The following is a 24,804-nucleotide window of genomic DNA, read 5'->3' as shown; positions in this document are numbered from 1 at the left end:
TATAATCGCCGCCTTTTCATCGGGCTATACGATTTCTGACATGAGCCAAACCAGCGACCTGATTCAATCGGCACAACGCACCATCCGCCTCGAAGTGGAAGCCGTACAAGGCTTGTTGCCCCATATCGACGCCGATTTCGTACGCGCTTGCGAGATGATTCTGGCCAGCAAGGGCCGTGTAGTGGTGGTCGGCATGGGCAAGTCCGGGCACATCGGCAACAAGATCGCCGCGACCCTGGCCAGCACCGGCACCCCGGCGTTTTTCGTGCACCCGGCCGAAGCCAGCCACGGCGACATGGGCATGATCACCCGTGACGACGTGATCCTGGCCTTGTCGAACTCCGGTTCCACCAACGAAATCGTCACCCTGCTGCCGCTGATCAAGCGCCTGGGCATCCAGTTGATCAGTGTGACCGGCAACCCGCAATCGCCGCTGGCAAAAGCGGCCGAGGTCAATCTCAACGTTCACGTCGAGCACGAAGCCTGCCCGCTGAACCTGGCGCCGACCTCCTCGACCACCGCCGCACTGGTCATGGGCGATGCCCTGGCCGTGGCGCTGCTGGAAGCCCGCGGTTTCACCGCCGAAGATTTCGCCTTTTCCCACCCGGGTGGCGCACTCGGCCGACGCCTGCTGCTGAAAGTGGAAAACGTCATGCACGCCGGACAGGAGCTGCCGCAGGTACAACGCGGCACCCTGCTCAAGGACGCACTGATGGAAATGACCCGCAAGGGTCTGGGTATGACCGTCATTCTCGAGGCCGACGGCAAGCTTGCCGGGATCTTCACCGACGGCGACCTGCGCCGCACACTGGATCGCAGCATTGATATCCACAGCGCGACCATCGATCAGGTGATGACCGTGCACGGCAAGACCGCCCGCGCCGAAATGCTGGCCGCCGAGGCCCTGAAAATCATGGAAGACCATCGAATCAACGCGCTTGTCGTCGTGGATGAGGACGATCGCCCGATCGGCGCCTTCAACCTCTCCGACCTGCTGCGCGCAGGAGTGATGTAAATGAGCACCGATCTGCTGCAACGCGGCAAAGCCATCAAACTGGCGGTTTTCGACGTCGACGGTGTCCTCACCGACGGACGCCTGTACTTCCTTGAAGACGGCAGCGAGTTCAAGACCTTCAATACACTCGACGGCCAGGGCATCAAAATGCTGATGAACGCGGGCGTACAGACCGCCATCATCAGCGGTCGCAAGACCCCGGTGGTCGAGCGTCGGGCAAAAAATCTCGGTATTCCGCACCTGTTTCAGGGCCGTGAAGACAAACTCGTCGTCCTCGACGGCCTTCTCGAGCAACTGGGCCTAAGCTATGAACAGGTCGCCTATCTCGGTGACGACCTGCCCGACCTGCCGGTGATCCGCCGGGTGGGGCTTGGCATGGCGGTGGCCAACGCGGCCCCCTTTGTGCGCGAGCATGCCCATGGCGTTACCCAGGCCCGTGGTGGCGAGGGCGCCGCCCGTGAATTCTGCGAACTGATCCTGCGCGCCCAGGGCAGCCTCGATGCCGCCAACAATGCGTACCTGTGAGTCAAACCATGTTTAGCAAAAAGTTTCGCAACATCCTGCTGTTCGGTTGCATCGCCGCCATTTTCGGCGCGGTCGGCTACTGGAACATCAGCCCGGAACGCTTCCTCGACAAGCCTCCTGTCTCGGCAGAAGAGAGCCCGATCGACTGGTATGCGACCAACACCCACACCTTGCAATACCTGGAAGACGGCAAGGTGCAGTACGAAATGACCTCCGACAAGGCCGAGCACGTCAAGGCGACCGACATTACACTGGTCACCAAACCCGACCTGAACATGTTTCGCGGCACCGACTTCCCGTGGCACGTGACCAGCGAGCGCGGTGAAGTGAATTCCGGCGGCACCGAGGTCGAACTGATCGACTCGGTTCGCGTCAAGCGCACCGATGAAAAGAACCGCGACACCCTGATCACCAGCACCCGAATGACGGTGTTCCCTCAGCAGCAATATGCGCAGACCCAGCAACCCGTTAGAATCGACGGCGCTGGCGGTGTATCGACCGGCGTGGGAATGAAAGCGTATTTGAAGGAAAGCAGGATACACCTGCTATCGAACGTAAGAGGACAGTATGAGGCTCGTTAAAACCCTCCCTATTTTGCTCAGTCTGGGCGCAGCACTGGGAAGCGTGAGCGCCTGGGCTCTGCCGAACGATCAGGAGCAGCCAATCCGCATTCAGGCCGACGATGCCCAGCTGGACGACAAGAATGGCGTTGCCACTTACAAGGGCGCCGTGATCATCACCCAGGGTTCGATGATCGTCAAAGGCGACACCGTAACGCTGACGCGCAACCCGGCCGGCGAGATCGACGTGGTGACTTCGGTAGGCAACCTGGCCTATTTCGAACAACTGCAAACCGCTGGCGACACCAAACCCGTCCAGGGTTGGGGCGTGACCATTCAGTACCACGCGCAGCAAAACCGCGTCGTACTGATCGACAAGGCCAAGGTCGTCGACAAGGACAACAACACCACTCAGGGCGAGAAGATCGTCTATGACACGGTGAAAAAACTCGCCAGCGCCGGTCGCGCTACCGGCAACAAGGTCACCGAAACGCGTCCGCGCATCGACATGGTGATCCAGCCGAAGAAGAAAACCGACGAGAAAACCCAGTAATGGCAACCCTGAAAGCTCAGCACCTGGCCAAGGCCTATAAAAGCCGCCAGGTCGTGCGTGACGTCAGCCTGTCGATCGACAGCGGTCAGATCGTCGGTCTGCTCGGCCCCAACGGCGCCGGCAAGACCACCTGCTTCTACATGATCGTCGGCCTGGTGCAGGCCGATCAGGGTCGCGTGCTGATCGACGACCTGGACGTCAGCCACCAGCCGATGCACGGCCGCGCCAAGGCCGGTATCGGCTATCTGCCGCAGGAAGCCTCGATCTTCCGCAAGCTGTCGGTGGCCGACAACATCATGGCCATCCTCGAGACCCGTCAGGAGCTCGACAAGGCCGGCCGTCGCAAGGAGCTGGAAAGCCTGCTGCAGGAATTCCACATCAGCCATATCCGCGACAACCTCGGCATGAGCCTGTCCGGTGGCGAACGTCGCCGGGTGGAAATCGCCCGCGCACTGGCCACCGCACCGAAATTCATCCTGCTCGACGAACCGTTCGCCGGTGTCGACCCGATCTCCGTGGGCGACATCAAGCAGATCATTCACCATCTCAAGGCCAAGGGCATCGGTGTACTGATCACCGACCACAACGTCCGCGAGACGCTGGATATCTGCGAAACGGCGTACATCGTCAATGACGGCCAGCTGATCGCCGAAGGCGACTCCGCGACCATCCTCGCCAACGATCTGGTGAAGGAAGTGTATCTGGGTCACGAGTTCCGCCTGTAAGCGCGACAGCATTCGACCAGCCGTCCGGGTGCTGTAACGTTGAAGCGCGTTTTTATACGCTTTTATTGTTACAGCGCTCTAGGCAAACACGACAGTTTCAGGCATATAATTTGCTTAAGTTTGGCGCCTCGGCGCCCTGTAGTGGATGGCGCATAGCGCCGGCGAATAAGGTGTTAAGCCCCTGCCATGAAACCATCGCTAGTCTTGAGAATGGGCCAGCAGCTGACGATGACACCGCAGCTGCAACAGGCCATCCGCCTGCTCCAATTGTCGACCCTGGATCTGCAACAGGAAATCCAGGAGGCTCTGGAATCCAACCCGATGCTCGAACGCCAGGAAGACGGCGACGACTTCGACAATTCCGACCCGCTGGCCGACAACGCCGAACAGAAGCCCAATACCGAGATCCAGGAACCTTCCTACCAGGAAACCGCGCCGACGGTCGACAATCTCGAAGACGGCGAATGGAACGAGCGAATCCCCAACGAACTGCCTGTCGACACCGCCTGGGAAGACGTCTATCAGACCAGCGCCAGCAGCCTGCCGAGCAGTGATGACGACGAGTGGGATTTCACCACCCGCACCTCCGCCGGCGAAAGCCTGCAAAGCCACCTGCTGTGGCAGTTGAACCTGGCGCCGATGTCCGACACCGATCGCCTGATCGCCGTGACCCTGATCGATTGCATCAACAATCAGGGCTACCTCGACGAAACCCTCGAAGAAATCCTCGACGCCTTTGATCCAGAGCTCGACATCGAGCTGGACGAGATCGAAGCCGTCCTGCACCGCATCCAGCAATTCGAACCCGCCGGCATTGGCGCACGCAACCTGGGCGAATGTCTGCTGCTGCAATTGCGCCAGCTGTCGGCCAAGACCCCTTGGCTGGCCGAAGCCAAGCGACTGGTCACCGATTACATCGACCTGCTCGGCAGCCGCGACTACAGCCAGCTGATGCGCCGCATGAAGCTCAAGGAAGATGAACTGCGCCAGGTCATCGAACTGGTCCAGAGCCTCAACCCGCGCCCCGGCTCACAGATCGAATCCACCGAAGCCGAATACGTGGTGCCCGACGTCATCGTGCGCAAAGACAACGAACGCTGGCTGGTCGAGCTGAACCAGGAGTCGGTGCCGCGCCTGCGGGTCAACGCCCAATACGCCGGTTTCGTCCGCCGCGCCGACACCAGCGCCGACAATACCTTCATGCGCAATCAGTTGCAGGAAGCCCGCTGGTTCATCAAGAGCCTGCAGAGCCGCAACGAAACCCTGATGAAGGTTGCCACCCAGATCGTCGAGCATCAGCGCGGCTTCCTGGAATACGGCGACGAAGCGATGAAACCACTCGTGCTGCATGACATCGCCGAGGCAGTCGGCATGCACGAGTCGACGATTTCCCGGGTGACCACGCAGAAATTCATGCATACCCCCCGGGGCATATATGAACTGAAATACTTTTTCTCCAGCCACGTCAGCACCTCCGAAGGCGGCGAATGCTCGTCCACGGCGATCCGCGCGATCATCAAGAAACTGGTCGCCGCGGAAAATCAGAAAAAGCCGTTGAGTGACAGCAAGATCGCTGGTTTACTGGAGGCACAAGGCATTCAGGTGGCTCGCCGCACCGTCGCCAAGTACCGCGAATCCCTCGGGATCGCGCCTTCGAGCGAACGCAAGCGGTTGATGTAAGCCACGTTACAGCGTTCCAGTGGCAGGCTCTTCGGCCTGCCGCTTTATGCACTGGCAACGAAGGAGAAGCTGTATGCAAGTCAACATCAGTGGACACCAACTGGAAGTTACCCAACCTCTCCGTGAATACGTTGAGCAGAAGCTCAAGAGGCTTGAGGGACATTTCGACAAGATCACCAACGTGCAAGTCACGATGTGCGTCGAAAAGCTGAAGCAGAAAATCGAAGCCACGCTGCATATTCCCGGCAACGAGGTCGTCGCAAACGCGGAACATACCGACATGTACGCAGCGATCGACGCGCTGACCGACAAGCTTGATAAACAACTCAAAAAGCATAAGGAAAAGACCCAGAGCCTGCTTCAGGGCGCTACCGGTCGATAACCCCCACCCCCATGATCCGACTTGAAAGCATCCTGACCCCCGGCCGTTCCCTGGTGAACGTGCCGGGCGGCAGTAAAAAGAAAGCCCTCGAACAAATTGCCAACCTGATCGCCCGGGAAAAACCGGATCTGGAGATGCAAGATGTCTTCGAGGCGCTGATTGCCCGTGAAAAACTCGGTTCGACCGGTTTTGGCAACGGCATCGCCATTCCCCATTGCCGCCTCAAGGGTTGTGAATCCCCCATCAGTGCCTTGATGCACCTTGAAGCACCTATCGATTTCGATGCCATCGATGGCGCACCGGTGGACCTGCTGTTCGTGCTGCTGGTCCCGGAAGCTGCCACCGATGCACACCTGGAACTGCTGCGCCAGATCGCCAGCATGCTCGATCGCAAGGAAGTACGCGAAAAACTGCGTCGCGCCACCACCAACGAAGCCTTGTATCAGGTTGTCCTGGACGAGCAAAACGGGCACTAAACATGCGCTTGATCATCGTCAGTGGCCGCTCCGGCTCGGGCAAAAGCACAGCCCTGGATGTCCTTGAGGACAACGGCTACTACTGCATCGACAATCTGCCGGCGGGCCTGCTGCCGGAACTGGCAGAACGCGCCCTGATTCATACGGAACTGTCTCAGCCACTGGTCGCGGTATCGATCGACGCGCGCAACCTGCCAAGCCACCTTTCGCGCTTTCCGGAGTTGCTCGAGGAAGTCCGCAGCCGGCACATCCAGTGCGATGTTCTGTATCTGGATGCCGATGAAGAAACCCTGCTCAAGCGCTTCTCGGAAACCCGTCGCCGTCACCCGCTGAGCAGTGCCAACCGCTCGCTGGCTGAAGCCATCAACGATGAAACAGCCCTTCTGGGCCCGATTGCCGATCTGGCCGACCTGAAGGTCAACACCACCAATCTGAACCTGTACCAGTTGCGCGACACCATCAAGCTGCGGCTGTTGAACCAGCCGGAGCCGGGTACGGCGTTTCTGGTGGAGTCGTTCGGTTTCAAACGCGGCATGCCGGTGGATGCGGATCTGGTGTTCGATGTACGCTGCCTGCCCAACCCGTACTGGAAACCGGAATTACGTGCGCAATCCGGGCTCGATGAGCCGGTAGCCGAGTACCTGGCGGCACAGCCGGAAGTGGAAGAGATGTTCCAGGACATCTATGCGTATCTGTTCAAATGGTTGCCGCGCTTCGCTGCGAGCAACCGTGCCTACGTGACCATTGCCATTGGCTGCACCGGCGGACATCACCGTTCCGTCTACCTGACCGAACGCCTGGGTCAGGCCCTGCAGAAAACCCTGAAGAACGTCCAGGTTCGCCACCGCGACCTCAGCTAAAGGATTCACACCGCGATGCCTGCTCTGGAAATCGAAATCATCAACAAGCTGGGCCTGCATGCCCGGGCGTCGGCAAAGTTCGTGGGCGTGGCGGGTCAGTATCCCGACTGCACGATCAGAGTGGGTCGCACCCCGGAAACCACGGTAGATGGCAAAAGCATCATGGCGATGATGATGCTCGCTGCCGGCAAGGGCACAAAGATCCATCTGAGCACCGAAGGCCATCAGGAACAGGAAGCCATGGATGCTCTGGTGGCACTGATCAACAACTACTTCGACGAAGGCGGTTGAAAGGTCCTTTGTGGCGAGAGATACGTCTCTCGCCACACTTATCCCAACGCCGTGTCCATCACCATCATCAGGCAGAAGCCGATCAGCAATCCCAGGCTCGCCAGCTTGTCGTGACCATTGCGTCGCGATTCCGGGATCACTTCGTGGGTCACCACCAACAACATTGCCCCGGCCGCCAGCGCCAATCCGAGGGGCAACAACAATTCCGCCAGACTGACCAGCCACGCACACAGCAGTGCGAACACCGGCTCGACCAGACCTGACGCCGCCCCGATCAGAAACGCCTTGACCCGCGACATCCCCGCCCCGGCCAGCACCAGCGCAATCACCAGCCCTTCCGGCACATCCTGCAAGGCGATCCCCATCGCCAGGCTGTCAGCGTCCGGCATGCCGCCACCCGCAGAGACGCCGACGGCCATGCCTTCCGGAATGTTATGGGCAATGATGGCAAACACGAACAGCCAGATTCGCGGCGGGATAACCGGATGCTCGACGGTGCCGATGAGCATTTCCGGTGAAGCGCCGGACAGCCTGCGGTCCACCAGATACAGAGCGAAAGCACCGAGCATGATGCCGAAACAGATCAGGCCACTGGCGCCCCAAGGACTCAGCCCAAGGCTTTCGGCGGCGGCAATCCCCGGCACGATCAACGAAAACGCGGTCGCCGCCAGCATCACGCCGGCACCAAAACCCAGCAGCGTGTCGCCCAGCGCCTGCGGCATATTGCGAATCACCAGCACCGGAACCGCCCCCAGTGCCGTGCCGAGCGCGCAGATCGCACCACCCTGCAATGCCCGGGACAGTTTCGGCTCCAGGTTCAGCCATTCCAGCCCGTGAGCCACCAGCAAGCTCATGCCCGCCAACAGCAGCAGCGATCCGAATGCGTAACGAAACATTCGTCCGCTTCCGATCGCCAGTGTTTCAGTGCCCATAGTCAGCCCTGGATTGTTTTTATAGGAGACTTAAACCAGTGCAGCCTGATAACGCGCAGCGACTTCAGGCCAGTTGATCACGTTGTAGAACGCGCTGATGTATTCCGGGCGGCGGTTCTGATAACGCAGGTAGTAGGCGTGTTCCCACACGTCGAGTCCGAGAATCGGTGTGTTGCCGTTCATCAGCGGGCTGTCCTGGTTGCCGCTGCTTTCCACCACCAGTTTCTTGTCGGGGGTGACACTGAGCCACGCCCAGCCGCTGCCGAAGCGGGTCAAGGCTGCCTTGGTGAAGGCTTCCTTGAAGCTGTCGAGGCCGCCGAGCTGCTCATCGATCGCCCTGGCCAGCGCGCCGTCCGGCTTGCCGCCACCACCTGGCAGCATCACTTCCCAGAACAGTGAATGGTTGGCATGACCGCCGCCCTGATTGATCACCGCCGCACGCAGCTTTTCCGGCAGTTGCTGAACGCTGGCCACCAGTTTTTCCACCGGCCACTCGGCGTATTCCGTGCCCTCGACCGCGGCGTTCAGGTTGTTGATGTAGGCCTGGTGGTGCTTGGTGTAGTGGATCTCCATGGTCTGCGCATCGATGTGCGGTTCCAGTGCGTCGTAGGCGTAAGGCAAGGCTGGCAGGGTAAAAGCCATTTCAGTGGACTCCATGGTGATGTTGGGCTGGGGCGCGGCGCGCATTGCCGGTATCCGGGTGCAGCAAGCGTTGGGTGCGCGGGTATTCGCCGTGTTCGCTGATGAAATTGAGCAGTTCGACATAGGTCTTGCTGCTCTGGCGCAGCGCCGCTTCGCGCAGGGCCGGGCGCAGGCGCTCGTCCTGCATGGTCTGCAACAGCCGTTGATGGATCGCGCACAGGTACTCGGCGCTCTCCTCCGGCTGGTTCAGACGCAGATGCAGATCCGCCAGGTTGTGATGAGAGATGACACAGGCCGCCACCGCTTCGTCGGCATCGGCCCAGCGCTCGAACAACACTTGCGCCAGGGCCAGCGCTTGCAAATAGGCTTCACGAGCATCGATCAGATCGCCCAGCATGAAGCAGCGATTGGCCCGTTCGATCGTGCGTTTCCAGTGCTCCATGGTGAACCTCCAAAGCGGTTGCGGTGCTTACACGCCGCCGGCGGTGAGTTTCTCGGGATTGAGCAACTCTTCCAGCTGGCTGCGCGACAGGTCGGTGTGTTCCAGCGCGACTTCGATCACTGGGCGACCCTGTTTGTAGGCCCGCTTGGCGATTTCGGCGGCCTTCTGGTAACCGATGATCGGGTTGAGCGCGGTGACCAGAATCGGGTTGCGCGACAGCGCTTCCTTGAGTCGCGACTCGTTGACCTTGAAGCTGGCAATCGCCTTGTCACCCAGCAGACGGCTGGAATTGGCCAGCAACTCGATGCTGCTCAGCAGGTTCTGGGCGATGATCGGCAGCATCACGTTCAGTTCGAAGTTGCCCGACTGACCGGCGATGGTGATCACCGAGTCATTGCCGATCACTTGCGCGGCAACCATGGCGGTAGCTTCCGGAATCACAGGATTGACCTTGCCCGGCATGATCGACGAACCCGGTTGCAGGCCTTCCAGTTCGATTTCGCCAAGGCCGGCAAGCGGGCCGGAGTTCATCCAGCGCAGGTCGTTGGCGATTTTCATCAACGACACGGCGGTGGCCTTGAGCTGGCCCGACACGGCCACGGCGGTGTCCTGCGAACCGATCAGCGCGAACAGGTCCTTGCCCGGGGTGAACTGGACATTGGTCAACTGACTGAGCTGGCGGCTGAAACGCGCAGCGAACTCCGGATGCGCATTGATCCCGGTGCCGACCGCCGTGCCGCCCTGGGCCAGGGATTGCAGGCTTGGCAGCAAGTCCTGCAGATGACCGATATTGGCCTTGAGCTGTTGCGCCCAACCGTTGAGTACCTGACTCATGCGCACCGGCATGGCGTCCATCAAGTGAGTACGGCCGGTCTTGACGTGGTGATGCACCTGCTCGGACTTGCGCTCGATCACCTGCACTAGGTGCAGCAGCGCTGGCAGCAGTTGTTCGTGCAGGGCCAGCGCCGCGCTGACGTGGATGGTGGTCGGGATGATGTCGTTGCTGCTCTGCCCGCAGTTGACGTGATCGTTAGGATTGACTGGCTCGTCGAGCAGACGGCTGGCCAGGGTGGCGATCACTTCGTTGGCGTTCATGTTGGAGCTGGTGCCGGAACCGGTCTGGAAGATATCCACCGGGAAATGCTGCATGAAGTCACCTTCAAGCAGCCCCTGGGCCGCGTCGCTGATGGCCTTGCCTTGCGCGGCGCTGAGCTGATTGAGTTCGACGTTGGCCCGGGCGGCAGCGGCTTTTGCCAGGATCAACGCGCGGATGAATTGGGTCGGCATCGGCTTGCCGCTGATCGGGAAGTTATCCACTGCGCGCTGGGTCTGCGCGCCGTAGAGAGCGTCCACCGGCACCTGCAGTTCGCCCATGCTGTCGCGCTCAATACGTGTCTTGGTCATCGGTAAATCCTTGGACTAATTCAATGAGAGGAATCGAGGGTTGCAACTCGCAGGTGGCGAGCTGCCAGGTGTAGCTTTGCCAGCGTTTGAGCCGGCATTTGCATAGCGACAGGCGTTCCATCTCGCGCAGCGGGCGCCAGGCCTGATCGAGACAGAGACTGCGCCAGTGCCACGGCAACGCGATGTCGGTGGCCGTGTCGAGCAGCAGACGGAAAGAGGTTTCAGCGACGGTCCAGGGCGAGGTCGCCGTGCAGCAGGCCAGATACCGGCCTTCGGCCAGGTAGTGTTCAATCAGACGCGGTTCGTCGGGATCCATGGCGCAACGGATCTGGCGGCTCATCCAGCGCCAGCTTTCAAGGTACGGCTGCTCGTGCAAGGCAGAACTCATGATCCTGGGCTCATCCGATAATGAGATTTATTATTAGATGATAATGAGAACCAAAACAAGAGTGGCTTTTTTAGCTGCCCCCGACCAGCTCTAATAAATTCCGGACACAAAAAAGGCGCGCCACCCAATCGGGTGGCGCGCCTTTTTGTATTGGCCCGGGCTTAGCTGCCCGCGACAGTCATCCGCTCGATCAACACAGAACCAGTGCGAATGTTGCTACGCAGTTCCAGATCGTTACCGACCGCGACGATCTGCTTGAACATGTCACGCATGTTGCCGGCGATGGTCACTTCCTGAACCGCGAACTGAATTTCACCGTTCTCGACCCAGAAACCCGCTGCACCGCGCGAGTAATCGCCGGTCACCATATTCAACCCATGGCCCATCAACTCGGTGACCAGCAGGCCACGGCCCATGCGCCGCAACAAAGCCGCCTGATCTTCATCACCATGGGTGACGAACAGGTTGTGCACCCCGCCGGCGTTGGCGGTGCTCGGCATGCCGAGTTTGCGACCGGAGTAGGTGCCGAGGATGTACGACACCAGTTCGCCCTTCTCGACGAACGGTTTGGCATAGGTCGCCAGACCGTCACCGTCGTACGACGCACTGCCCATGGCACGCATCAGGTGCGGGCGCTCGTCGATGGTCAGCCACTCCGGGAACAGCTTATGCCCCAGCGTGCCCTCAAGGAACGACGACTTGCGGTACAGACTGCCGCCGGAAATCGCCGACAGGAAGCTGCCGAACAATCCGCCCGCCAGCTCCGCCGAAAACAGCACCGGCACTTCGCAGGTTGGCACCGGACGCGCGCCCAGACGGCTCGCGGCACGCTGTGCAGCACGCTGACCGATGCTCACCGGGTCGGCCAGCAAACTGCCCTGGCGATTCACGTCGTACCAGTAATCACGCTGCATCTGGCCATCGGCCTCGGCGATCATCACGCAGCTCAGGCTATGCCGGGTCGACGCGTAACCACCGATGAAACCGTGGCTGTTGCCGTACACGCGGCAGCCCTGATGAGTGCTCAACGTGGTGCCATCGGCGTTCTTGATGCGGGCATCGGCGTCGAACGCCGCGGCTTCGCAGAGCAATGCTTTCTCGATGGCTTGTTCCGGGGTGATGTCCCATTGGTGGAACAGGTCGAAATCCTGAATATCCCTGGCCATCAGCGCGGCATCGGCCAGTCCCGAGGCTTCGTCTTCGGAAGTGTGTTTGGCAATCGCCAGCGCCGCAGCGACGGTTTCGCGAATCGCATCCGGCCCGGTGGCGGAAGTGCTGGCCGAGCCCTTGCGCTGGCCGACATACAAGGTGATGCCAAAACCCTGATCGCGGTTGAACTCGACCGTTTCGACTTCACGCTGACGCACGGAGGTCGACAGGCCCTGCTCCAGCGACACCGCCACTTCGCAGGCACTGGCGCCCTGACGCTTGGCTTCGGCGATGATCTGCTCGACCTGTTCCAGCAGTGCCGGCAATGCCTGTGGGCCGACGCTTTCAACTGCACTCATGCTCATCTCCACTCAAATTCTGCTTTCGGCTGGGGCCTTCGAGCGACCGGGCCGGACAAGCGGCCCCCGACTGGTTATCATGGCGGCGTTTCTTTGCGGACTGCCACCATGGTTGATTCTTACGACGACTCCCTCGATACGGGAGAAAAAAGCAAATCCCAGGTCAAACGCGAGCTGCATGCTCTGGTTGACCTTGGCGAGCGCCTTACAACGCTCAAGCCCGACTTGCAGGCGAAACTGCCATTGACCGACGCTTTGCGCCGGGCCCTGGCCGATGCGCCCAAGCACACCGCGAACATCGCGCGTAAACGGCACTTGCAGTTCATCGGCAAACTGATGCGCGATCAGGACACTGACGCGATTCTCACCTTGCTCGATCAACTCGATGCCTCTACCCGTCAGTACAACGAGCGTTTCCACAACCTCGAACGCTGGCGCGACCGCTTGATCAGCGGTGACGATGCCGTGCTGGAGAAATTCGTCGTCGAGTACCCGGACGCCGACCGCCAGCAACTGCGTTCCCTGATCCGTCAGGCCCAGCACGAGGTTGCGCATAACAAGCCTCCTGCCTCGAGCCGTAAAATCTTCAAGTACATCCGTGAGCTGGACGAGACTCAACGCGGTCTGCGTTGATATTCGCCACCGGGTGGCCGCACCGCGCGCCACCCGAAGCTCCATCCTTTCTTACGCGCCCGTGCCACCCACGGTGATCGCATCGATTTTCAGCGTCGGCTGACCCACGCCCACCGGCACCGATTGCCCGTCCTTGCCACAAGTGCCCACACCGCTGTCCAGCGCCAGATCGTTACCGACCATCGACACCCGGCTCATCGCTTCCGGGCCGTTGCCGATCAACGTCGCGCCTTTGACCGGCGCGGTGATCTTGCCGTCTTCGATCAGGTAAGCCTCGCTGGTGGAGAACACAAACTTGCCGCTGGTGATGTCGACCTGACCGCCACCGAGGTTGGCGCAGTAGATGCCCTTCTTCACCGACGCGATGATTTCCGCCGGATCGCTCTGGCCACCCAGCATGTAGGTGTTGGTCATCCGTGGCATCGGCAGGTGTGCGTAGGATTCACGGCGACCGTTGCCGGTGCGGGCGACGCCCATCAGACGCGCATTGAGTTTGTCCTGCATGTAGCCCTTGAGCACACCGTTTTCGATCAGCGTGGTGCACTCGGTCGGCGTGCCTTCGTCGTCGACGCTCAGGGAACCGCGACGACCGGCCAGCGTGCCGTCATCGACGATGGTGCAGAGCTTGGATGCAACCATCTCACCCATGCGCCCGCTATAGGCCGAGCTGCCCTTGCGGTTGAAGTCACCCTCCAGACCGTGGCCGACCGCTTCGTGCAGCAGCACGCCGGACCAGCCCGAGCCCAGGACGACCGGCAAGGTGCCAGCCGGTGCCGGAATCGCTTCCAGGTTCACCAGCGCCTGACGCAACGCTTCACGGGCGTAGCCCATGGCACGGTCGTCGGCGAGGAAATAACGGTAGTCGGTACGCCCGCCGCCGCCATGGCCGCCACGTTCGCGACGACCGTTCTGCTCGACGATCACGCTGACATTGAAACGCACCAGCGGACGCACGTCGGCCGCCAGGCCGCCGTCGGTCGAGGCCACCAGAATCCGTTCCCAGACCCCGGCCATGCTCACGCTGACCTGCTGGATACGCGGGTCGAGGGCGCGGGTCGCGACGTCGATCCGTTTGAGCAGTTCGACTTTTTCGGCGCGGCTCAGCACTTCCAGCGGGTTGTCCGGCGCATACAACTGAGCAACGTCCTGGGTGCTGAACGCCTGCACGGTGCCGTTCTGCCCGGCGCGGGAAATCGAACGGGCCGCACGGGCCGCCGCGCCGAGGGCTTCGAGGGTGATCGCGTTGCTGTAGGCAAAACCGGTTTTCTCGCCGGATTGCGCACGCACGCCGACACCCTGGTCGAGGTTGAAACTGCCTTCTTTGACGATGCCGTCTTCCAGCGACCAGGACTCGGAAATCTGCCCCTGGAAATACAGGTCGGCCGCATCGATGCCTGGGCCCGCCAGATCACCGAGCACGCCTTGCAGGCTCTCGATCGTCACGCCGCCGGGCGCCAATAGGTGATCACTGACTGAGGACAACAACTCGCTCATAGGTTTTACGCCTTAAATTCGTGTTCTGAAGCAGGTCGCTGTGCGCCCTGCGAAAAAAACCGCCGATGACCTGTCACCGGCATTCGCGCCCGGATGGACGCCTGTTCGTTGCTGTCGCGCTCGGCCAGCAACACGGCTTCGCCTTGTTCCTGCTGCGCCAGCACGCGGCCCCACGGATCGATAATCGCCCCGTGGCCAAAGGTTTCTCGTGGCCCCGGATGCGTTCCGCCCTGGGCCGCCGCCAGCACGTAGCACTGGGTTTCAATTGCCCGTGCCCGGATCAACACGTCCCAGTGCGCCGCTCCCGTCACCGCAGTGAAGGCCGACGGAGCGGTAATCAGTTCAGCACCGGCAGCACGCAATTCGCTGTACAGCTCCGGGAAACGCAGGTCGTAACACACCGTCAGCCCCAGTCGGCCGACCGGCGTGTCCGCCACGACCACGTTACTGCCATAAGCATAGTCATCGGATTCGCGGTAACGCCCACGATTGTCCGCCACGTCCACATCGAACAGATGCAACTTGTCATAGCGGGCAACGATTTCGCCCTGATCGTCCACCAGCAACGAGCAGGCATTTGACTTCGCTTCAGGTTGCCCCGCCGGTGGCAACGGCAAGGTGCCGGCCACTATCCATAACTTGAGGTCGCGGGCGGTCTGTTTCAACCACGGCAGGATCGGGCCTTCACCGAGTGCTTCGGAGCGGCCGATATCGGCGATGTCGCGACGCCCCATGGCGGCGAAGTTTTCCGGCAGCACCGCCAGCTTCGCGCCGGCGCTGGCCGCTTGTTCGAGCAAACGCCGGGAATCGCGCAGATTGGCCAGCACGTCGCTCTGGCTGACCATTTGAATCACCGCAAAAGACATGGCGAACTCCGCAATAGGTAGGCAGCCATGCTACTCCATCGGTTTGCGGCCTGGCTGATCAAAAAGGCTTGTCGAAGGTGATTTTCGGCTCTTTCCACGGGCCTTTGACGGTGTATTTGACACTGGCGAACCGCGCCACGCGGTCACCGATCAGTTTGTCGATCAGGAACAGCGCGCCGCCGACCGCCGGTGCACCGACGATCAACGCGGCGATCGGCAGGTTGTTGGTCACCGGCAGGGTCACCAGCAATTTTGCGTCGACCTGATCGCCCACCAGATCCAGCGTGCCGTTCAGTTCAATGTTGCTCGACGGCCCGGTCAGTTTGATCGGTTCCTGCGTCACATACACGCCGTTGTTCGCCGCCAGCAATCCCTTGACCCGGTCATAGCTCAAGCCTTTGCCGAACAGGTCGGAGAAGTCGAGGCGCAGGCGGCGGCCGATGGAGTTGAAGTTGAGCAGACCGAACACCCGCAGCGCCTGGGCGCCGCCCTCGACTTCGACGAACTGGCCCTTGTTCAGCGACGCATCGAGCGTGCCGGAGAAGCGCTTGGTCGCCAGCCACGCCGGCGAGCCCGGCCAGCGGCCATCGACATCCATATGAAACTCTTCGCTGGTCACGCTCGGCGCAAAGCCCCAGCCCTTGAGTACATCGGCGAGATTCTTGCCGCCGATCCGGCCCTTGTACCAACTGCTGGTGGCACCGGGCGTCCCCTCCCAGCCACCGCTGCCCTGCAACAGAATGCCTTTGAGGCCCATGTCCAGATTGTTCAGGGCGATACCTTTGGCCGTCGGCCGGACTTTCAGCGACCAGCCACCGACCAGATCCTGGCCCTGGAACAGCTGATTGATGGTGATATCGAGCGCCGGGATTTTGGTCGGATCGACCGAGGCCAGCGGGTCAGGTGCGTTCTCGTCTGCCTGCACCGTCGGGTCCGGCGCCGGCAGGCGAACATATTGCAGGTTCACCACAATCGGCGCGGCCTTGGCGTCTGGAATGGCTGCGGTGCCTTTGGCCTGCTGACTGTCGAGGGCCAGGGCCCAGGCGCCGGGCTTGCGATCCAGTTGCACCGCTGCCTGATCCAGCGTAGTGCCGAAGGCCGTCAGCTTGCCGACCTTGAAGTCCGCGCTGCTGAGCAGTTGCTTGGCGCTGCCGCCCGGGTCCTGACCGGCGTACTTGTCCACCAGATCCTGCCAGGGCTTGACGTCCAGCTCAGACAACACACCGCGTATGCGCAAGCCTTTGTTGCCCGGCAATACCGCTTCGCCGGCGCCGAGGAACAACTCGCCACGACCATCGGCGAAATTGCTCGGCGGCGCGGCGAACGTGAAGTTGGCCAGTTGATCGTAATTGACCCAGTAACGCCGCTCCTGCCCTTGCAGGGTCATGCGGAACATCGTGTCACGTCCGACATCGGCGGTCATGCCGAACGGCGCAGGCAGATCCACCGCCACGCCCTTCATGCTGGAGCTGACCATCAATTGACTGTCGGCACCGTCCAGATTCACTTGCAACTGGTAAGGGATTGTCCCGGACACCGGCAATGGCTGAGTCACGCCGAGCCAGTCAGTGAGTTTCTTGACTTCGACCTGCCCCGAAGCCGCCACCCGGGTCTTGAGCTTGCCGGGGCCGCCGTCTGCAAATATCTGCGCAGTGACCGGTTTGTCGAAGGCCCGCGCACTGATGTTCTGTCCGCTCAGGCCCTTGGCGCTGTCGAAGCGGAAGTCGCCCTTGAGCTGGCTCAATTCCAGCTTGGGCTCGGCCAGTTTCAATCGCGCATTGGCGGTCTTGAAGTCCACGAGGATTTTCGGCTGATCACCCTTGGCCAACGGCACATCCAGTTTGAGTTTGCCTTGCAGATCGCCCTCGCCTTCCCAGCCGTCGAAGGTGTCGGCGGTGCCGATCGGCGCTTCCTGAAGAATTTTCAAGCCATCGCCCAGGCCGCCGGCAAACCCGCCGTCGAGGAACATATGGCTGTGCTCGCCACTCGGCACATGGGGAATATTGACGAAGACGTCGCTGACCTGGGTATCGAGCAACTGCCCCTTGCTGGCGACAATCCGTACGCCGCTGTCCTCGATGAACACATCACCGCTGACCTTGCTCACGTGCGGCCAACCCGGCTGGAACGCCAGTTCGGCGTCATGCACCTTGAAGAACAGGCTGATGCTGCGATCCGCATCTGCGGCGCCTTTGTTCAGGGAACCCTGATACTGGAAGAACCCTTGATCCACCGCCCCTTTGAGAATCGCCGTGCGCAGCCATTCGTCGAGGGCCGGGCTCAGGACTTCCGGCAGGTATTTGGCGGTGTAGCGACCGTCGCCGTCCACCAGGCCGACCCGCAGGTCCATGTAGTCTTCCTGAGTGTGGTCGAAATGCAGGCGGATCAGGAAGTCGCCGGCAATCTTGCCCTCTTCGCCGAGCACCTTCAGGTACGGCGCGATCAGGGTGAAGCCTTCCTTGTCGAGTTTCCAGGTCAACCGGGCGTTGGCCTGAATGTATTGCCATGGTTTGGCGAAGATCGGGTCGAGGTGCAGGACGAAGTCCTTGCTGTCCATGCGCAGCTCACCACCGCCGAGGTTGCCGGTCAGGCTGCCGCTGACATTCCGCGCTGCGGGTGCACCGTGATAGGCGTCGAAGCCCACCTGATCGAGGTTGGCGGCGAAGCTGAATTTGCTGTCGTCGGTGGCGTTCGGGCGGAAATCCAGCAGTACGTTGCGCAAGCCACCGGTCACTTTCAGATGCTCTACCACGGTGGCGAAGCCTTGTGGCAGCGGGCCCAGCGCATTGAGTAACGGAGTGATCGGCGTCAGATCGAGGCGATCGGCCTGCAGGTGCCAGAGCTCGTCAACTTTGTCGGTGGCGGCGGTCTGCTTGACCTGGACGCGGGACTCCCAACGGGTTTCGCCAAAATTCATCGCCAGCGAATCGAGAGTGACGGTCGCCCCCTCAGCACTGCGCTGGAAGTAACCGTTGAGGGCCAGGTTGTTGATCCTGATCGGCTTGCGCTCGCCATAGGCACCGTTGAGTTGCGGGGCGTTGAGGCGGATGGCGGCACTTTGCAACGCGCCCTCGCTCCAGTTGACCCACAGCTCGCCGCCGGCCTTGATCTCGGAGAAATTCCATTGCTGGGTCAGGCGCTCGGGCAACCATTTCGCCCAATCGCTTTGCGGCAGGCTGACATAGCCTTCGACCGCGCTGTCCTGCAACTGACTGGCACGAATCCGCGTACGCAGGCTCAGTGCTACGGGTTGCCCGTCGGGCAAGGTCAACCGCGCGTCGAGGCGCTGGCGATTGAGGCCGGTCTTGAGGTTGAGTCCGACATAGGTAAGGGTCAGCGGCGCCTGTTCCAGCGGCTGCAAGGTCACCTGACTGTCGAGCACCGACAACTGCTGGACCATTTGCATGCGGTTGAACAGTTGCTCGGGATCCATGGGCTGATCATTCCGCACCGGCAAGCCTTCGAGCGCCCACTGGCCGTCTTCACCCTCTTTGAGGCTGATCTTCAGACCATTGAGTTCAAGATGCGCGATGCGAACTTCCCGAGCCAGCAGACTGGCCCACAGATCCGGCACCGCTCGCACCCGATCCAGGCGCAAGGCATTGGCGCCGTCGCCAACCATCACGTCGTGAGCCAGCAGGATCGGCGCGAAACCGCTCCAGTTGCCTTCCAGCTCACCGATCTGCAACGGCATGCCCAGGGCGGCACTGGCCTTGTCTTCGATGTCGGTACGGTATTCGGCCACCAGCGGCGTGAGTTCCCGGCCGAGGCTGACGTACAACGCCATCAACACCAGAACCAACGCGCACAGGCCCAGACCCCAGCGAGTCAGTGCAGCCAAAATGCGTGTCAGACGTTCCATGTCAGTTGGCTCCCATGGCAAAAATACTGCAAAAAGCTGAGGCCAGCCGTTTCAGGAAAAAGGTGACGCAGGGGATCAGAGCAGCACCACGTCATATTGTTCCTGGGAATACATGGTTTCCACCTGGAAGCGTATGGTGCGCCCGATGAACCCTTCAAGCTCGGCAACGTTACCGGACTCTTCATCGAGCAGACGGTCGACGACTTTCTGGTTCGCCAATACGCGATAACCCTCGGCCTGATAGGCCCGGGCCTCGCGCAGGATCTCGCGGAAAATCTCGTAGCAAATGGTTTCCGGCGTCTTCAGCTTGCCGCGCCCCTGACAACTGCTGCAAGGCTCGCACAGCACCTGCTCCAGGCTTTCGCGAGTCCGTTTGCGGGTCATCTGCACCAGACCCAGCTCGGTGATGCCGATGATGTTGGTCTTGGCGTGATCGCGTTCCAGCTGTTTTTCCAGGGTACGCAGAACCTGACGCTGGTGCTCTTCATCTTCCATGTCGATGAAGTCGATGATGATGATCCCGCCCAGATTACGCAGACGCATCTGCCGGGCAATCGCCGTGGCGGCTTCGAGGTTGGTCTTGAAGATGGTTTCTTCGAGGTTGCGATGCCCGACGAACGCCCCGGTGTTGACGTCGATGGTGGTCATGGCTTCCGCCGGGTCCACCACCAGATAACCGCCGGACTTCAGCGGCACCTTGCGCTCGAGGGCTTTCTGGATTTCGTCTTCGACGCCGTACAGGTCGAAAATCGGCCGCTCGCCCGGATAATGTTCCAGACGGTCGGCGATCTCCGGCATCAGTTCGGCGACGAACTGCGTGGTTTTCTGAAAGGTTTCCCGGGAGTCGATGCGGATCTTCTCGATCTTCGGGCTGACCAGATCACGCAATGTACGCAGGGCCAGACCGAGGTCTTCGTAGATCACGCTGGGTGCGCCGATGGTCTTGATCTGTTCGTTGATCTGATCCCACAGGCGGCGCAGATAGCGGATGTCCATCAGGATTTCATCGGCCCCGGCCCCTTCGGCGGCGGTGCGCAGAATAAAACCGCCGGCCTCCTTGATGCCTTCTTTGGCCACGCAATCGCTGACCACCTGCTTGAGGCGTTCGCGCTCGGCTTCGTCTTCGATCTTCAGGGAAATGCCGACGTGGGCGGTGCGCGGCATGTACACCAGGTAACGCGAAGGAATCGACAGCTGAGTGGTCAGCCGCGCCCCTTTGGAGCCGATCGGGTCCTTGGTGACTTGCACCACGAGGCTCTGGCCTTCATGCACCAGCGCGCTGATGCTTTCCACCGCCGGGCCTTCGCGCAGGGAAATTTCCGAAGCATGGATGAACGCCGCACGGTCCAGGCCGATGTCGACGAATGCCGCCTGCATGCCCGGCAGTACCCGCACGACCTTGCCTTTATAGATGTTGCCGACGATCCCGCGTTTTTGCGTGCGCTCGACGTGCACTTCTTGCAGCACACCGTTTTCGACCACCGCCACGCGCGATTCCATCGGCGTGATGTTGATCAGAATCTCTTCACTCATGGCAGGGTCTCGTTCAGGCATGTTCACGATAATGGCCGCATCTTGTTCCGTTCGACGCTTACTGCGCACTCAGGTTTTGCCAACAGGGTATGCCGAAATGGCCGAGCAGTTCTGCGCTTTCGCACACCGGCAAACCGACCACGGCCGAATAGCTGCCGTTGAGACCGGCGACGAACACCGCGCCCAGTCCCTGAATGCCGTAACCGCCGGCCTTGTCCCGAGGCTCGCCGCTGGCCCAGTAGGCGGCGGCTTCTTCGCGACTGATCGCCCGGAACCGTACCAGACTGCGCACCACTTGCGACTCGCAGCGCTCACCGTCGAGTACGGCGATGGCAGTCAGCACTTCGTGCTCCTTGCCGGACAACATCATCAGCATGGCGCATGCGTCGGCTTCGTCCACCGGTTTACCGAGAATTTTGCCGTCCTGCACCACAGCGGTATCGGCGCCCAACACGCAAAACGGTTTTTCGCTGACGACAGAGCGCCGCCCGGCCTCAGCCTTACAGCGCGCCAGGCGCTCGACATAGGCCGACGGGGATTCATTGGCGAAAGGGGTTTCATCGATATCCGCGCTGATGGCGGTGAACGGAACGCCGATCTGCGTGAGCAATTCACGCCGACGCGGCGATCCGGAGGCGAGGTAAAGCGGCTTCATCCAAACATCTCCCTGTTGAGTGCCCTGCCTCATGGCACCGGTGGGGCCCATGCCTGACCGAATCAGTTGATTTTGTAGCGCCGGCGCAATCCACGCAAAGCGAAGCTGACCCACGGCCAGAGCAAGGCGCTGACCAGTGCCGGCAAGACCAGCGCCAGGGTCGGCTGACGGTTGCCGGTCAGGGCGCTGAGCCACAATTGCACAAGTTGCGCGAGGCCGAAGATCACCAGTACCACCAGGCACTGCTGCCACATCGGGAACATCCGCAGGCGTTGCTGCAACGACAGCACCAGGAACGTGATCAACGTCAGGATCAAGGCGTTCTGTCCCAACAGCGTGCCGTACAGCACGTCTTCAGCCAGCCCGAGGCAAAATGCAGTGACCATGCCGACCTTTTGCGGCAGGGCCAATGCCCAGAATGCCAGGAGCAAGGCCAGCCAGAGTGGGCGCAGGATTTCCATGAATTGCGGCAACGGCGAAACGCTGAGCAGCATGCCGATCAGAAACGTCAGCCAGACGATCCAGCCGTTTCGGGAGGCTTTGACACCGACCATTATTCTCGTCCCCCAGTGGTGGCCGGCGCAGTGACAGGCGGTTTGGCGGCCGGCCGTGCGTTGGCAGGCTGAGCGGCTGGCGGTTTGGTGGCTGCCGGCGTCGCTGCGGGTGGTTTCGCTGGCGGCTTGCTCGCGGCGGGTTTGGCCGGCGTAGCAGCGGCGGGTGCAGTGGCTGGCGTACCCGACGCAGCAGGAGCCTGAGCCGGTGTATTCACCGTTTTCGGCACCGTGGCCGGAATGATCGGGCCACCACCAAACGCATCAAGATTTTCCTGAGCCTGCGCCGCATCGTTGGCACGCTCTTCAGCCGTACGGTTGTCGCTGAACACCAGCAACAGGTAGCGGCTGCGGTTCAGAGCGGCAGTCGGCACGGCGCGGACAATGGCGAATGGCTGGCCGGAATCGTGGATCACTTCCTTGACCGTCGCCACCGGATAACCGGCCGGGAAGCGCTGACCCAGGCCGGAGCTGACCAGCAGATCACCTTCCTTGACGTCGGCGGTGTCGGCCACATGCCGCAGTTCCAGGCGTTCAGGGTTGCCGGTGCCGCTGGCAATCGCCCGCAGACCGTTACGGTTCACCTGCACAGGAATGCTGTGGGTCGAGTCGGTCAGCAACAAGACACGGGAGGTGTATGGCATCAGCTCGACCACCTGCCCCATCAGGCCCCGTGCATCGAGCACCGGCTGACCGAGCACCACGCCGTCGCGCTCACCTTTATTGATGATGATGCGATGGGTGAAGGGATTCGGGTCCATGCCGATCAGCTCGGCCACTTCGACCTTTTCATTGACCAGCGCGGAGGAATTGAGCAACTCGCGCAGACGGACGTTCTGCTCGGTGAGGGCGGCAAGCTTCTGCATGCGGCCCTGCAACAGCAGGTTCTCGGTCTTGAGTTTTTCGTTTTCGGCGACCAGCTCGGTGCGGCTGCCGAACTGACTGGCGACACCTTCCCACAGCCTGCCGGGCAGGTCGGTGATCCAGTAAGCGTCCATCAGCACCAGCGACATCTGGCTGCGGGCAGGCTTGAGCAGGCTGAAACGGGCATCGACCACCATCAGCGCGACCGACAGCACGGCCAGCACCAACAAGCGCACGCCCAGTGAGGGGCCCTTGGCGAAAAGCGGTTTAATAGGCCGCTCCTCCCAGGCAAATGTTCTGTTTATTCATACGGCATCAAACCGGCCTGGATGAAGACTGACAGAAGATAAACGCCAACAGGCAGCACTGCAAAGTGCTGCCTGCGCGCTCACCCACGTATTGCACCCGGCGACTTATTCGCTGGAGAGCAGGTCCATGGTGTGCTTGTCCATCATTTCCAGTGCACGGCCACCGCCGCGAGCAACACAGGTCAGCGGATCTTCGGCAACGATCACCGGCAGGCCGGTTTCCTGGGCCAGCAACTTGTCGAGGTCACGCAGCAGCGCGCCACCACCGGTCAGCACCAGGCCACGCTCGGCGATGTCGGAAGCCAGTTCCGGCGGCGATTGCTCCAGGGCGCTTTTCACGGCCTGAACGATGGTAGCCAGAGACTCTTGCAGAGCTTCCAGCACTTCGTTGGAGTTCAGGGTGAATGCGCGTGGAACGCCTTCGGCCAGGTTGCGACCGCGAACGTCGACTTCGCGAACTTCGCCGCCCGGGTAGGCCGTGCCGATTTCCTGCTTGATGCGCTCTGCAGTCGACTCGCCGATCAGGCTGCCGTAGTTGCGGCGCACGTAGGTGATGATCGCTTCGTCGAAGCGGTCGCCGCCAACGCGTACGGATTCGGCATAGACCACACCGTTCAGGGAGATCAGCGCGATTTCGGTGGTACCACCACCGATATCCACGACCATCGAGCCGCGAGCTTCTTCAACCGGCAGGCCGGCACCGATCGCAGCAGCCATCGGCTCTTCGATCAGGAACACTTCACGGGCACCGGCACCAAGGGCCGACTCACGGATGGCGCGACGCTCAACCTGGGTGGACTTGCATGGAACGCAGATCAGCACACGAGGGCTGGGCTGCAGGAAGCTGTTTTCGTGAACCTTGTTGATAAAGTATTGCAGCATCTTTTCGCAGACGCTGAAGTCGGCGATCACGCCGTCCTTCATCGGACGAATGGCAGCAATGTTGCCCGGCGTACGGCCAAGCATGCGCTTCGCTTCGGTGCCGACAGCAACGACACTTTTCTGGTTACCGTGTGTCCGAATGGCCACAACCGATGGCTCATTCAGGACGATACCGCGCTCGCGCACGTAAATAAGGGTGTTGGCAGTGCCCAGGTCAATGGAAAGATCGCTGGAAAACATGCCACGCAGTTTCTTGAACATGGGAAAGGGACCCTAGGCAACGCGTGGGTAAAAAAGTGCGGCAAACTCTAACAACGACAGGGATTTTGGGCAAGGCGCCAATATGTTAAATTGGCCGCTTTTCTGTGCACCAAGCCCCACAATCGCGGCCTTATGACCGTAGAAGTGCGGTAGTGTTCCGACAATCTAACACACGGACGCCGTCCGTCCTGTTTTCCACTGGAGAAACCCGATGGCGCTAGAACGCTCCGACGTGGAAAAAATCGCTCATCTGGCCAGCCTTGGCCTGAATGACGCCGATCTTCCACACATCACTTCGGCCCTCAACAGCATTCTCGGGCTGGTCGACGAAATGCAGGCGGTCAATACCGACGGTATCGAGCCGCTGGCCCACCCGCTGGAAGCCAGTCAGCGCCTGCGCGCCGACGTCGTGACCGAAAGCAATAACCGCGAGGCTTATCAGTCCATCGCACCAGCGGTCGAAAACGGCCTGTATCTGGTTCCGAAAGTCATCGACTAAAGGGAAAGAGCCT

26 protein-coding genes are annotated in these 24,804 nt (G+C 61.0%); 12 read left to right on the top strand and 14 right to left on the bottom strand.

The window, feature by feature from the left end; genetic code table 11:
* Positions 1 to 40 precede the first annotated feature (40 nt).
* The 10 genes from AC07NR_RS23690 (at position 41) to AC07NR_RS23645 (ending at position 7,067) form a co-directional block, all read left to right on the top strand.
* Complete coding sequence (locus AC07NR_RS23690; RefSeq protein WP_085711780.1) at positions 41 to 1,015, top strand: KpsF/GutQ family sugar-phosphate isomerase; 975 nt, start codon at positions 41 to 43, stop codon at positions 1,013 to 1,015.
* The gene (locus AC07NR_RS23685) at positions 1,016 to 1,540 is read left to right on the top strand and encodes a KdsC family phosphatase (protein ID WP_039769294.1); all 525 of its coding nucleotides are present in this window, start codon (positions 1,016 to 1,018) and stop codon (positions 1,538 to 1,540) included.
* Between the two features lie 8 nt (positions 1,541 to 1,548).
* Positions 1,549 to 2,121, top strand: coding sequence for an LPS export ABC transporter periplasmic protein LptC (gene lptC / locus AC07NR_RS23680; RefSeq protein ID WP_114881429.1), 573 nt, complete (start codon positions 1,549 to 1,551; stop codon positions 2,119 to 2,121).
* Positions 2,108 to 2,653: a lipopolysaccharide transport periplasmic protein LptA gene (gene lptA / locus AC07NR_RS23675; RefSeq protein ID WP_248738306.1), complete on the top strand. Its 546-nt coding sequence runs from the start codon at positions 2,108 to 2,110 to the stop codon at positions 2,651 to 2,653. Before lptC ends, lptA begins: the two co-directional genes overlap by 14 nt.
* The gene (gene lptB / locus AC07NR_RS23670; protein ID WP_007953572.1) at positions 2,653 to 3,378 is read left to right on the top strand and encodes an LPS export ABC transporter ATP-binding protein; all 726 of its coding nucleotides are present in this window, start codon (positions 2,653 to 2,655) and stop codon (positions 3,376 to 3,378) included. Before lptA ends, lptB begins: the two co-directional genes overlap by 1 nt.
* 186 nt (positions 3,379 to 3,564) lie before the next feature.
* On the top strand, positions 3,565 to 5,058 hold the full coding sequence (locus AC07NR_RS23665) for an RNA polymerase factor sigma-54 (RefSeq protein WP_085711783.1): 1,494 nt from the start codon (positions 3,565 to 3,567) through the stop codon (positions 5,056 to 5,058).
* Positions 5,059 to 5,131: 73 nt separating this feature from the next.
* A complete protein-coding gene (gene hpf, locus AC07NR_RS23660; RefSeq protein ID WP_007953578.1) occupies positions 5,132 to 5,440 on the top strand; it encodes a ribosome hibernation-promoting factor, HPF/YfiA family in 309 nt (102 codons plus the stop codon).
* 11 nt (positions 5,441 to 5,451) lie between these two features.
* Positions 5,452 to 5,916 (top strand): PTS IIA-like nitrogen regulatory protein PtsN, encoded by a 465-nt coding sequence (ptsN, locus tag AC07NR_RS23655; protein ID WP_085711784.1) that lies wholly within the window; start codon positions 5,452 to 5,454, stop codon positions 5,914 to 5,916.
* Positions 5,917 to 5,918: 2 nt separating this feature from the next.
* Positions 5,919 to 6,776, top strand: a complete 858-nt coding sequence (rapZ, locus tag AC07NR_RS23650) for an RNase adapter RapZ (protein WP_096818961.1) — start codon at positions 5,919 to 5,921, stop codon at positions 6,774 to 6,776.
* A gap of 15 nt (positions 6,777 to 6,791) precedes the next feature.
* Positions 6,792 to 7,067, top strand: a complete 276-nt coding sequence (locus AC07NR_RS23645; protein WP_085711786.1) for an HPr family phosphocarrier protein — start codon at positions 6,792 to 6,794, stop codon at positions 7,065 to 7,067.
* A gap of 38 nt (positions 7,068 to 7,105) precedes the next feature.
* Here AC07NR_RS23645 and AC07NR_RS23640 read toward each other — a convergent pair whose 3' ends face one another.
* The 6 genes from AC07NR_RS23640 to pmbA all read right to left on the bottom strand — a co-directional run bounded on the left by AC07NR_RS23640 (position 7,106) and on the right by pmbA (position 12,383).
* Entirely contained in the window at positions 7,106 to 7,999 is an 894-nt protein-coding gene (locus AC07NR_RS23640; protein WP_305836627.1) for a ZIP family metal transporter, read from the bottom strand.
* Between the two features lie 30 nt (positions 8,000 to 8,029).
* The gene (locus tag AC07NR_RS23635) at positions 8,030 to 8,641 is read right to left on the bottom strand and encodes a superoxide dismutase (protein ID WP_495079675.1); all 612 of its coding nucleotides are present in this window, start codon (positions 8,639 to 8,641) and stop codon (positions 8,030 to 8,032) included.
* Position 8,642: 1 nt separating this feature from the next.
* A complete protein-coding gene (locus AC07NR_RS23630) occupies positions 8,643 to 9,083 on the bottom strand; it encodes a DUF2753 family protein (RefSeq protein WP_495079590.1) in 441 nt (146 codons plus the stop codon).
* A 27-nt stretch (positions 9,084 to 9,110) separates the two neighbouring features.
* On the bottom strand, positions 9,111 to 10,487 hold the full coding sequence (locus tag AC07NR_RS23625) for a class II fumarate hydratase (protein WP_495079589.1): 1,377 nt from the start codon (positions 10,485 to 10,487) through the stop codon (positions 9,111 to 9,113).
* Entirely contained in the window at positions 10,468 to 10,875 is a 408-nt protein-coding gene (locus AC07NR_RS23620; protein WP_085608076.1) for a FagA protein, read from the bottom strand. The genes AC07NR_RS23625 and AC07NR_RS23620 overlap by 20 nt, the downstream gene beginning before the upstream one ends.
* Positions 10,876 to 11,036: 161 nt before the next feature.
* Positions 11,037 to 12,383, bottom strand: a complete 1,347-nt coding sequence (gene pmbA, locus AC07NR_RS23615) for a metalloprotease PmbA (RefSeq protein ID WP_495079588.1) — start codon at positions 12,381 to 12,383, stop codon at positions 11,037 to 11,039.
* A gap of 108 nt (positions 12,384 to 12,491) precedes the next feature.
* On the opposite strand from pmbA, the gene yjgA reads away from it, so the two are divergent.
* The gene (yjgA, locus tag AC07NR_RS23610) at positions 12,492 to 13,016 is read left to right on the top strand and encodes a ribosome biogenesis factor YjgA (RefSeq protein WP_085711793.1); all 525 of its coding nucleotides are present in this window, start codon (positions 12,492 to 12,494) and stop codon (positions 13,014 to 13,016) included.
* Positions 13,017 to 13,067: 51 nt separating this feature from the next.
* Here yjgA and tldD read toward each other — a convergent pair whose 3' ends face one another.
* The 8 genes from tldD to mreB form a co-directional block, all read right to left on the bottom strand.
* A complete protein-coding gene (gene tldD / locus AC07NR_RS23605) occupies positions 13,068 to 14,510 on the bottom strand; it encodes a metalloprotease TldD (RefSeq protein ID WP_248738309.1) in 1,443 nt (480 codons plus the stop codon).
* A gap of 5 nt (positions 14,511 to 14,515) precedes the next feature.
* Entirely contained in the window at positions 14,516 to 15,376 is an 861-nt protein-coding gene (locus AC07NR_RS23600; RefSeq protein WP_495079587.1) for a carbon-nitrogen hydrolase family protein, read from the bottom strand.
* 58 nt (positions 15,377 to 15,434) lie between these two features.
* Positions 15,435 to 19,238, bottom strand: a complete 3,804-nt coding sequence (locus AC07NR_RS23595) for a YhdP family protein (protein WP_495079586.1) — start codon at positions 19,236 to 19,238, stop codon at positions 15,435 to 15,437.
* 75 nt (positions 19,239 to 19,313) lie between these two features.
* The gene (gene rng, locus AC07NR_RS23590) at positions 19,314 to 20,771 is read right to left on the bottom strand and encodes a ribonuclease G (RefSeq protein ID WP_065260839.1); all 1,458 of its coding nucleotides are present in this window, start codon (positions 20,769 to 20,771) and stop codon (positions 19,314 to 19,316) included.
* Positions 20,772 to 20,829: 58 nt separating this feature from the next.
* Positions 20,830 to 21,426, bottom strand: coding sequence for a Maf family protein (locus AC07NR_RS23585; RefSeq protein WP_495079585.1), 597 nt, complete (start codon positions 21,424 to 21,426; stop codon positions 20,830 to 20,832).
* Between the two features lie 62 nt (positions 21,427 to 21,488).
* The gene (gene mreD / locus AC07NR_RS23580; RefSeq protein WP_495079584.1) at positions 21,489 to 21,980 is read right to left on the bottom strand and encodes a rod shape-determining protein MreD; all 492 of its coding nucleotides are present in this window, start codon (positions 21,978 to 21,980) and stop codon (positions 21,489 to 21,491) included.
* Entirely contained in the window at positions 21,980 to 23,113 is a 1,134-nt protein-coding gene (mreC, locus tag AC07NR_RS23575) for a rod shape-determining protein MreC (RefSeq protein WP_318653917.1), read from the bottom strand. Before mreC ends, mreD begins: the two co-directional genes overlap by 1 nt.
* Before the next feature lie 141 nt (positions 23,114 to 23,254).
* Positions 23,255 to 24,292: a rod shape-determining protein MreB gene (gene mreB / locus AC07NR_RS23570; protein ID WP_002555108.1), complete on the bottom strand. Its 1,038-nt coding sequence runs from the start codon at positions 24,290 to 24,292 to the stop codon at positions 23,255 to 23,257.
* A 211-nt stretch (positions 24,293 to 24,503) separates the two neighbouring features.
* Between mreB and gatC the strand changes: the two genes are divergently transcribed.
* Positions 24,504 to 24,791, top strand: a complete 288-nt coding sequence (gene gatC, locus AC07NR_RS23565) for an Asp-tRNA(Asn)/Glu-tRNA(Gln) amidotransferase subunit GatC (RefSeq protein WP_007953612.1) — start codon at positions 24,504 to 24,506, stop codon at positions 24,789 to 24,791.
* Positions 24,792 to 24,804: the final 13 nt, after the last annotated feature.

The sequence above is a fragment of the Pseudomonas sp. GW821-FHT09C09 genome (assembly GCF_059418105.1).
Note: the sequence above shows the minus strand (reverse complement) of the source record. Positions and strands in the feature narration are given on the sequence as shown.

What these genes read in the sequence shown, in the direction of transcription:
- AC07NR_RS23690 (WP_085711780.1), top strand. Translation starts at nt 41, where the DNA reads ATGAGCCAAACCAGCGACCTGATTCAATCGGCACAACGCACCATCCGC.
- AC07NR_RS23685 (WP_039769294.1), top strand. Translation starts at nt 1,016, where the DNA reads ATGAGCACCGATCTGCTGCAACGCGGCAAAGCCATCAAACTGGCGGTT.
- lptC (WP_114881429.1), top strand. Translation starts at nt 1,549, where the DNA reads ATGTTTAGCAAAAAGTTTCGCAACATCCTGCTGTTCGGTTGCATCGCC.
- lptA (WP_248738306.1), top strand. Translation starts at nt 2,108, where the DNA reads ATGAGGCTCGTTAAAACCCTCCCTATTTTGCTCAGTCTGGGCGCAGCA.
- lptB (WP_007953572.1), top strand. Translation starts at nt 2,653, where the DNA reads ATGGCAACCCTGAAAGCTCAGCACCTGGCCAAGGCCTATAAAAGCCGC.
- AC07NR_RS23665 (WP_085711783.1), top strand. Translation starts at nt 3,565, where the DNA reads ATGAAACCATCGCTAGTCTTGAGAATGGGCCAGCAGCTGACGATGACA.
- hpf (WP_007953578.1), top strand. Translation starts at nt 5,132, where the DNA reads ATGCAAGTCAACATCAGTGGACACCAACTGGAAGTTACCCAACCTCTC.
- ptsN (WP_085711784.1), top strand. Translation starts at nt 5,452, where the DNA reads ATGATCCGACTTGAAAGCATCCTGACCCCCGGCCGTTCCCTGGTGAAC.
- rapZ (WP_096818961.1), top strand. Translation starts at nt 5,919, where the DNA reads ATGCGCTTGATCATCGTCAGTGGCCGCTCCGGCTCGGGCAAAAGCACA.
- AC07NR_RS23645 (WP_085711786.1), top strand. Translation starts at nt 6,792, where the DNA reads ATGCCTGCTCTGGAAATCGAAATCATCAACAAGCTGGGCCTGCATGCC.
- AC07NR_RS23640 (WP_305836627.1), bottom strand. Translation starts at nt 7,999, where the DNA reads ATGGGCACTGAAACACTGGCGATCGGAAGCGGACGAATGTTTCGTTAC.
- AC07NR_RS23635 (WP_495079675.1), bottom strand. Translation starts at nt 8,641, where the DNA reads ATGGCTTTTACCCTGCCAGCCTTGCCTTACGCCTACGACGCACTGGAA.
- AC07NR_RS23630 (WP_495079590.1), bottom strand. Translation starts at nt 9,083, where the DNA reads ATGGAGCACTGGAAACGCACGATCGAACGGGCCAATCGCTGCTTCATG.
- AC07NR_RS23625 (WP_495079589.1), bottom strand. Translation starts at nt 10,487, where the DNA reads ATGACCAAGACACGTATTGAGCGCGACAGCATGGGCGAACTGCAGGTG.
- AC07NR_RS23620 (WP_085608076.1), bottom strand. Translation starts at nt 10,875, where the DNA reads ATGAGTTCTGCCTTGCACGAGCAGCCGTACCTTGAAAGCTGGCGCTGG.
- pmbA (WP_495079588.1), bottom strand. Translation starts at nt 12,383, where the DNA reads ATGAGTGCAGTTGAAAGCGTCGGCCCACAGGCATTGCCGGCACTGCTG.
- yjgA (WP_085711793.1), top strand. Translation starts at nt 12,492, where the DNA reads ATGGTTGATTCTTACGACGACTCCCTCGATACGGGAGAAAAAAGCAAA.
- tldD (WP_248738309.1), bottom strand. Translation starts at nt 14,510, where the DNA reads ATGAGCGAGTTGTTGTCCTCAGTCAGTGATCACCTATTGGCGCCCGGC.
- AC07NR_RS23600 (WP_495079587.1), bottom strand. Translation starts at nt 15,376, where the DNA reads ATGTCTTTTGCGGTGATTCAAATGGTCAGCCAGAGCGACGTGCTGGCC.
- AC07NR_RS23595 (WP_495079586.1), bottom strand. Translation starts at nt 19,238, where the DNA reads ATGGAACGTCTGACACGCATTTTGGCTGCACTGACTCGCTGGGGTCTG.
- rng (WP_065260839.1), bottom strand. Translation starts at nt 20,771, where the DNA reads ATGAGTGAAGAGATTCTGATCAACATCACGCCGATGGAATCGCGCGTG.
- AC07NR_RS23585 (WP_495079585.1), bottom strand. Translation starts at nt 21,426, where the DNA reads ATGAAGCCGCTTTACCTCGCCTCCGGATCGCCGCGTCGGCGTGAATTG.
- mreD (WP_495079584.1), bottom strand. Translation starts at nt 21,980, where the DNA reads ATGGTCGGTGTCAAAGCCTCCCGAAACGGCTGGATCGTCTGGCTGACG.
- mreB (WP_002555108.1), bottom strand. Translation starts at nt 24,292, where the DNA reads ATGTTCAAGAAACTGCGTGGCATGTTTTCCAGCGATCTTTCCATTGAC.
- gatC (WP_007953612.1), top strand. Translation starts at nt 24,504, where the DNA reads ATGGCGCTAGAACGCTCCGACGTGGAAAAAATCGCTCATCTGGCCAGC.